Consider the following 8,389-nt stretch of genomic DNA (forward strand, 5'->3'; position numbering starts at 1 on the left):
CTCTTTCATTAATGACGTTTGGTCATATCATCAGTTTCAAACGTCACATCACGCTGAAACTCGGGATAAGACAGTTCTGCATGTTCGGTATAGTCCAAGCCACGTTGTTCATGTTGTTTACTCACCCGCAAACCACCAAGAACGAGGTCTAAGACTTTAAAGACGATCAACGCCACACCAAAACCCCACGCAAAAGCTGTCAAAATACCCAAGCCTTGTACCGCAATGATCCCCGCATTAAACATTTGGTTTTCAAAAAACAACCCTGCAGCCAATGTACCCCACGCCCCACAAAAACCATGTACAGTCACCGCATCGACCACATCATCCAAGCGGAGTTTTTCCATCACCAGCGGTAAAATACTGACTAACACACCTGCAACCGCACCACTGATAATGGCATACACTGGACTCATGGTTGCACAGCCCGCCGTAATTGCAACCAGTCCACCCAAAGAGGCATTAATGGTGCCGCGCATTAAAATTGCTTTACCACGTATTAGGATATAAACCATATAGGCAACTGCCGAAGCACACGCCGCCAAATGCGTATTCAAGGCAATCCGCCCAATACTCACATCCGCCTTCACAGTAGAGGCCGCATTAAAACCAAACCATGCCAACCATAGAACAAAACCGCCTAGCGCCACCAACGGTAAATTATGCCCTGCCAAATAATGGACCTGTCCATTGCGCCCAAACCGCCCTAAACGGGGTCCCAGCACGATAATTCCAGCTAAGGCCACCCATCCACCAATCGAATGCACCACTGTTGAACCAGCAAAGTCAATGAAACCCATGGCTTTTAGCCAACCTTCGCCATCAAATAAGCTCCCCCAAGCCCATGCACCAAAAATCGGGTAGATCAAACCACTGACCACCGCAGCACTCACAATATACGCCACAAAGTGAATCCGCTCAGCCATCGCCCCACTGGCAATCGTCGTGGCGGTGGCCGCAAACATCATTTGAAAGAACAAGAGGTTCCAGTGCCAGTCATCCATGGCATTAGGTGCAAAATGCGAAGTTCCTATCCAACCACTCGTATTGACACCAAACATCAAACCAAAGCCAATCAACCAAAACACCAAGCCCCCTAAACAGGCATCCATATAGTTTTTCATGAGTACATTAATGGTGTTTTTAGAGCGTACCGAACCACTTTCAATCAGGGCAAAACCTGCTTGCATGAAAAACACCAAGATGCCACCCAGCACCACCCAAACACTGTCAAGCGAGAGACGAATTTCTTGAATATTTTGAGTCTGTGTTGGTAGAGACTCTGCGGCAAAACTGGGTAAGGCAATACAGCACACGAAGAAGAGTAAGTATTTTATTTTTTTCATGAATAATCCCCCAAAGATTATTCATCTCAATTGCAAAATCAATGCCAGTGTTTCAACACCTTATAGATATTTAAAAATGATCCATGTCCGCCAATATAAATGGACAATTCAAACAAGGTGAAAAAGCGATACACCATAAAAGGGCCAAAGTGCATTTATCAGCTGATTGATAAAAAATAGCTTTTAGTTTTTATAGTACTCATCCACAGCATAATACTGGACCTTCTCTATCCAACGACCATGATTCAGCGTTCGCTCTGTCACTTTAACCTTTCCCGCTTGAACTGTTGCATCTTCAATAAATTCTTTGACTAAACTCAAGCCGTGTTTAGGAATCACGACATATTCCGAACGGATGTGATAACAACACCCACTTTTATTGAAGGTTAAGATTCTTTTCTGTTTTGGATCGACCTCAAACATGCCCAAATTTTCATGGGTTAAAGCAGATAACTCCTGACTCAAAACAAATTTATTTTTAGTCCGATGAAACACATAAACATCGTAAGTTGGTCCACCATAGGCACCATAGTTACCATTACGGATGGCCACATCTTCACTGCCGTCAAAGTTAAAGTCAGCAAAAATTAATGCGCTTTGCTCACCATAAAGCTGCACCACATTAACAGACGGTTTGTCAGTTTCGTCCAGATCCATCGTCAATTCAGCCGAGGAAAAATGCTGAAAGTGCTGTGTTGTCCCTTTTAGGTAAAGATCAATATTGGCTTGTCCATCGCAGCTCCTGTCCGTACAGTTCGTCGTCATTTTTACATCATAGTGCTTCGATGCATTTTTTATTTCGAAGACCTGAGCCTGAGTAGCTTGACTCAAAACGAACCCACCAAAGATTAGCAACACCTGAAACGAAATCTGATTTATGTTCATCTTGTTTTCTTGTTGAAAAGATACACATCATCTTAGCAAAAGCTGCAAACATAAAAAAACCACCCGAAGGTGGTCTTTATACACTCTAGGAGGAGGATTAGTGTCCACCACCATTGATTGCTTTGGTCATATCTTCAACCACTTTCTTCGCATCACCGAAGATCATCATGGTTTTTTCGTTATAGAACAAATCGTTGTCTAGACCTGCATAACCTGTCGCCATAGAGCGTTTGATGACCATAATGGTACGTGCTTTATGTGCTTCAAGAATTGGCATGCCATAGATTGGAGATGTTGGATCGTCTTTCGCCGCAGGGTTGACCACGTCATTCGCACCAATCACAAGCACCACATCTGTTGCTGGGAAGTCTGAGTTAATCTCATCCATCTCTAAGATGTCTTCATACGCCACGTCAGCTTCAGCCAAAAGTACGTTCATGTGACCTGGCATACGACCTGCCACTGGGTGAATGGCAAAGCGTACTTTTACACCTTGTTCTTTCAAGATTTCACACAGTTCTTTCACCGCATTTTGTGCACGGCCTTGTGCCATACCATAACCCGGTACAATCACAACACTGTCTGCATTTGACATCAAGAAGCCTGCGTCATCTGCTGAACCAGAACGATGGTTACGCTGTGCTTGTTCGCCTTTGTCTGCAGAAGCTACCGCTGTACCGCCCATTGCACCACCAAACAAAACGTTGATGATTGAACGGTTCATGGCTTTACACATGATGTAAGACAGAATCGCACCTGAAGAACCCACCAGAGAACCCGCAACGATTAACATATTGTTTTCAAGTGTGAAACCAATACCTGCTGCTGCCCAACCAGAGAAGGAGTTCAATAGCGATACCACCACTGGCATATCACCACCGCCGACTGGTGCAATCCACACCCAACCGAATGCAAGTGCCAGTGCAGTCATAGCCCAGAATGCATTCATGTTGCCTGTCGTGAAGAAGTACACACCACACGCCAACATTGCAAGGAAAATCAGCGCTTGTACAGGTTTAACCCATGCACCAGAAATGGTTTTTGCCCATTTTTTCGCAGCCAATTTACCATAAGCGAATACAGACGCTGTAAAGGTAATCGCACCGACGAAACAGCCCACGAACAATTCAAATAAATGAACCTTGCTCATGTGTGCATGTTGCACACCCGCAGCAGTTAATGCAGCTTCATTTTGTGCAAATAACGCAGTCAGTTGGTTATTATGTAGAATTGCCGCAATCGCAATCAATACCGCAGCCAAACCCACCAACGAGTGCATTAAAGCAACAGTTTCAGGCATTTGCGTCATAGGTACAGTACGCGCACGGGCAATACCCACTATCGCACCCAGCACCATCGCACCGCCAATCATCCAAATCACAGGATGATCTGCCACAAAGAAGGTGGTCACTACAGCAATCGCCATTGCGATCATGCCGTAACGGTTACCTTGAATTGCCGTCTTCGGGCCAGACAAACCACGTAAAGTTAAGATAAAGAGGACAGCACCAATCAGGTAGAACCAATCCGCATAGTCTCGAATGAATTCCATATATTAGCCCTCTTTTTTCTTTTGCTTTGGCTTGAACATTTCAAGCATACGCGCTGTTACTGCGAAGCCACCGAAAATATTGATACTTGCTAAGAACACCGCAATTGCACCTAAGATGCTCACCACATTCACACTTTGGAATGCAACATTCGCATCAACACCAATTGCAGGAATTCCCACCGTTTGAATCATTGCACCCACCACGATGATCGATGACAACGCATTGGTAACTGCCATAAGCGGTGTATGTAGTGCTGGCGTAACGCCCCACACGACGTAGTAGCCTACAAAGATGGCAAGGACGAAAATTGTAATTGTTTCAACCATGATCTATCTCCTTAACCACGCTTCAGCAGTACTTGACCGCCATGAGTTACTAGAAGGGCTTTTTGAATTTCTTCTTCAGGATTGATAGCAAAGTTTTTCTCTGCATCAAATAAAGTATCTAAGAAGTTCAAGACATTTCGTGCATACAAAGCAGAAGCTTCAGTTGAAACTGTAGACGGAATGTTTGGAATACCTAAAATGGTTACGCCGTTGTCAGTCACAACATTTTCACCATTTTTAGAGCCTTCAACGTTACCGCCTGTTTCAACCGCCATATCAAGGATGATTGAACCTGGTTTCATTTTGGCAACCGTTTCCGCCTTAATCAGACGTGGCGCATTACGACCTGGTAAAAGTGCAGTGGTAATCACGATGTCAGCATTCGATACGGCTTTATCCACAATAATCGCTTGATCGCGGATATAGTCTTCACCCGGCATCCAGCCATAACCATTTTTCGCAGCATCGGCTGCTTTTTGCTGTTCTTCCGCTGACATAGGTACGTCTAACCATTTGCCACCCAAAGACTCCACCTGATCTTTAGCCGTCGGACGTAAATCCGTTGCTTCAACCACAGCACCCAAACGTTTTGCTGTCGCAATCGCTTGTAGACCTGCAACACCGACCCCCATGATCACGACACGTGCAGGTTTTACAGTACCCGCAGCCGTCATCAACATTGGGAACATGCGCTGGTACTCTGCCGCAGCAAGAAGCACTGACTTGTAACCCGACAAATTGGCTTGTGAAGATAATACGTCCATGTTCTGCGCACGAGATAAAGTCCGTGGCAGTAGCTCCAAAGCAAATGCAGACACGTGTTGTGATGCAAATTGATCAAGCTCCGTATTACGGTACGGGTCAAACATGGCAATAACCGATGTATTTGGCGCAAGCTTTTGAATTTCAGCACCCTGAGGGGCACGTACTTTTAAAATCATTTGGCTACCGGTATAGGCATCATCTGTCAGCGTAGCACCGACTTGCTCATAGGCACTGTCGATATAAGCAGCTTTCACACCCGCTCTACGTTCAATCACTACACTATGACCAGCACTGATCAACTTTTTTACCGTTTCTGGCGTTGCGGCTACACGATTTTCACCGACGACAGTTTCGGCTGGAATTCCGATCTGCATGAGCGTCCCTCAAGCTAGTTTTTCTTAAAGTAAACATCACCCATTAGGCAATGTTTTCTCACAGGATGTTCTTATGAATTTTTGGATTCTAATGAAACTTTTTTAAAATACCACCCACTATTTATTTAATAAATACCCATATACTGAACTGGTGATTCATAAAAAATATTGGGTGATATTGCGTTTATTTGCTTTGAATCCGCTTAAAAATTGATTTATTTCTATTCAAATTCTGAACCACAGATCTTTACACACTAAAATCTGCACTTTTTTTGCACAAAACCAAGTCATTTAATTCCGCAGTATTGATCTTTTTGACCAATCCAAGAATATGAACCACCACATTGACATTAACCCGAACCCGTCATTCATCGAGCTTTACCATCTGCTGTCAAGCAAACTTTGCAGACATTGACTTAAATGACAGTTTTGCCCCATTTGCAAAAGCTTCGAATTGGCCTGTCCCTATTTTTCATCGATCAAAAATGCCAATGCTCAAAATTTAGCTCAACTAAAATGCGTATTTGAAATGGATCATCTAAAAATACAAGGAGGGGTTGATCGCGTTTAACTAGATCTGAAACGAGAAATAACCAACAAAAATGTTTTTTTCATATTTTATCGGATGATAATGGCGCGCATTGACATACTAACCTCAAGCAAAAATGCACCACAATTGAGCAAAAACACCCTAAATAGATGAATATTTCAGTAATTTGTCCCAAATCTTTGATGTGCAAGATGAGTAAAAATGATCGAATGCAACAATTTCATACAAAATAGACGGCCATGTTCAGAATTTTTTAAAGATTTTTATTATTTTTTGACAGGAAATTCGAAATATCATCATTTTTTGATTGTATTAGATGAAAACACCATCCTCAGAACAGGTCATACTATTTGCTATGTCTTCATCTTCGACTCATTTTTTTATGCAGCCTTTTCTCGCTTGTTTTAGGCTTTTGAATCAGCTTCGTATACAATTTCTGAAACGATGCATCTATTTAGCTCAAAGCACGATGTAAACGTCATTCTAAAAAATACTCCCTCATCAAAGGCTCATTATGAATACTTCTTTCGACATCAGTCGAGACAAATCTCTGCTCTGGCTGATGGCAATTGTCTGCGGCTTATGTGCAGGGGCAAACTATTATTGCCAGCCTTTGATTTCCTCTATTCAGCAAAGCTTTCAAGCACCAGAAGAACAAGTGGCTTTGACCGTGACCTTTGCTCAAGTCTCCTATGCTTTAGGTTTACTGTTCATTGTGCCCTTAGGCGACATGCTGAACAAAGCCAAACTAATTCCATTCCTGATGTTTGGCACATCTGCTGGGCTGTTTATCTGTGCGACATCTACCAACTTATCGATGCTCTGGTTAGGCACCATTATTACAGGACTCTTTTCAGTTGCAGCACAAGTGCTGATTCCTCTGGCTACGATGGCAGTCAAACCTGAAAAAACGGGAGAAGTCGTCGGTTTCCTCATGAGTGGCTTATTGGTCGGGATTTTACTGTCGACCAGTGTGGCTGGATTACTCTCAGACTTATGGCACTGGAAAATGATTTATGTGCTGAGTGGCATCGCCATGTTTGCTTTGGCCCTTCTGATGAAAGGAAAACTCCCCCAACTACCAAAACTTAAAATCACCTATTTCGACATTTTTAAGTCCATGGGGAGTCTGCTGCAACAAGAGCCTCGTTTGGTGTTTCGCTCAATCACGGGTGGATTTGCTTTTGCTGCCATGAGTATGCTGTTTTCAACAATTGCCTTACTTTTAACCTCTGAGCCATTTCAACTTTCGGATGTTTTAGTCGGCGTAGTGACTTTGGTCGGCGTATTTGGCGCACTCTCCACCCAGTGGATTGGTAAATGGGCCGATCGCGGTTATACCTTGCTTTTGACTTGGGTCGGCTGTGGGACGTTAGCCCTCAGTTGGGTGTTCCTATATTTAGGCGGGAGTTCACTCATCAGCTACATCATCGGTTATGCACTGATTAATTTAGGACTTGCAACCACACACAGTTGTAACCAAAACGTGATTTTCCGTTTACGCCCCGATGCGAAGTCGCGGGTGAACTCCATCTATATGACCTTATATTTTATTGGTGGCGCGTGTGGCTCGGCACTGGGTGTCTATGCATGGCATCACGGTGGCTGGACTAGTACATGTTTGGTCGGTATTACACTGGTGATGATGGCGGGTGTCTTTGCTCTGCTGGATACCTTATATAGCAAAAAACATGGTATTGCTTAACCCTCAAAAAAGACAGTTTACTCAGTAAACTGTCTTTTTGTTTGGGCACTTCATTTTGAGTGCTAACTGACCTGAGCCACTGGGTAAAAAGGTTTACCCAAATCGAGACTATCGGCATTCTCCAAAGCAATGTACAAAAATGCGGGCAGCAAAGCCGATAAAATTTGACAGCCATCTTGCAACTGCTTGCGGTTCAATGAACTCTTATAGGTTGAACCGCCATGCATCAACTGATTTCTCAAGGTATATAAACGGTTAAACAGTACCAATAAAATATCGACCGAATGTTTCTGCTGTAGCGCTTTCGCCACTTTCTTCTTTTCCTGTTCAAGCTGAGCCTTACAGACCTCTAAACCAATTTTCTTATTTTGATAGTCCCAATAGCCTTGATAGGTGTATTGGTTGTCTAAGAGCATACGAATGGCTTGACTAAACTTGTCCCATAAAATGCTATAAATTCTATGATCGACATCATGCTGGCAAATTAAATGTAAGAACTGACGTAAACTCTGTTTGTCCTGACTTTGCCCCAAGTCTTGTGCATATATAGCATTGAAAGAAATCCAGAGGCTGATAAATTGCAAATCGGGATCATGATCGAGCAGGAATGCTTGCTTTAACCAACTCAGCCCACGATGTATTCTCAGATTAAACTCATCACTCTGTTGTATTTTTTTAGTTTTAAAAATTTCTTCTAAAAGCAACATCGGCTTTTCCTATACTTTATTCTTCTATATATTCAACATACTGAATGATTAAGCTAAATTCAATTTAATCCTGCTAGGACATAATAGACCTCTTTCATAAATCATTTTTTACTCAGTTCCAAATTATAGATCCCAGCAATTAGATTGAACCTCAATCCCAATCTTTTTCCTCGATTGC

At 43.0% G+C, this 8,389-nt stretch carries 7 protein-coding genes; 1 reads left to right on the forward strand and 6 read right to left on the reverse strand.

The features are described 5' to 3' along the window. Positions 1 to 8: 8 nt before the first annotated feature. From AXW61_RS06445 to AXW61_RS06465, 5 genes are all read right to left on the reverse strand, one after another. Positions 9 to 1,346 carry an ammonium transporter gene (locus tag AXW61_RS06445; protein ID WP_062033418.1) on the reverse strand — a complete coding sequence of 446 codons (1,338 nt, stop codon included), beginning with the start codon at positions 1,344 to 1,346 and terminating at the stop codon, positions 9 to 11. Positions 1,347 to 1,529: 183 nt separating this feature from the next. Beyond that, the gene (locus AXW61_RS06450; protein ID WP_062033421.1) at positions 1,530 to 2,231 is read right to left on the reverse strand and encodes an FG-GAP repeat protein; all 702 of its coding nucleotides are present in this window, start codon (positions 2,229 to 2,231) and stop codon (positions 1,530 to 1,532) included. Between the two features lie 97 nt (positions 2,232 to 2,328). Beyond that, positions 2,329 to 3,783, reverse strand: a complete 1,455-nt coding sequence (locus AXW61_RS06455; protein WP_004692329.1) for an NAD(P)(+) transhydrogenase (Re/Si-specific) subunit beta — start codon at positions 3,781 to 3,783, stop codon at positions 2,329 to 2,331. A gap of 3 nt (positions 3,784 to 3,786) precedes the next feature. After that, positions 3,787 to 4,110, reverse strand: a complete 324-nt coding sequence (locus AXW61_RS06460; RefSeq protein ID WP_004692331.1) for a proton-translocating transhydrogenase family protein — start codon at positions 4,108 to 4,110, stop codon at positions 3,787 to 3,789. Between the two features lie 11 nt (positions 4,111 to 4,121). Further along, positions 4,122 to 5,249, reverse strand: coding sequence for an NAD(P) transhydrogenase subunit alpha (locus tag AXW61_RS06465; RefSeq protein ID WP_005400772.1), 1,128 nt, complete (start codon positions 5,247 to 5,249; stop codon positions 4,122 to 4,124). Positions 5,250 to 6,313: 1,064 nt separating this feature from the next. On the opposite strand from AXW61_RS06465, the gene AXW61_RS06470 reads away from it, so the two are divergent. Continuing rightward, the gene (locus tag AXW61_RS06470) at positions 6,314 to 7,504 is read left to right on the forward strand and encodes an MFS transporter (RefSeq protein ID WP_062033424.1); all 1,191 of its coding nucleotides are present in this window, start codon (positions 6,314 to 6,316) and stop codon (positions 7,502 to 7,504) included. Between the two features lie 62 nt (positions 7,505 to 7,566). Here AXW61_RS06470 and AXW61_RS06475 read toward each other — a convergent pair whose 3' ends face one another. Continuing rightward, entirely contained in the window at positions 7,567 to 8,211 is a 645-nt protein-coding gene (locus tag AXW61_RS06475) for a HEPN domain-containing protein (RefSeq protein WP_004692336.1), read from the reverse strand. Positions 8,212 to 8,389: the final 178 nt, after the last annotated feature.

Origin of the sequence: Acinetobacter sp. BMW17 (genome assembly GCF_001592855.1) — a bacterium.
GTDB lineage: Bacteria > Pseudomonadota > Gammaproteobacteria > Pseudomonadales > Moraxellaceae > Acinetobacter > Acinetobacter johnsonii.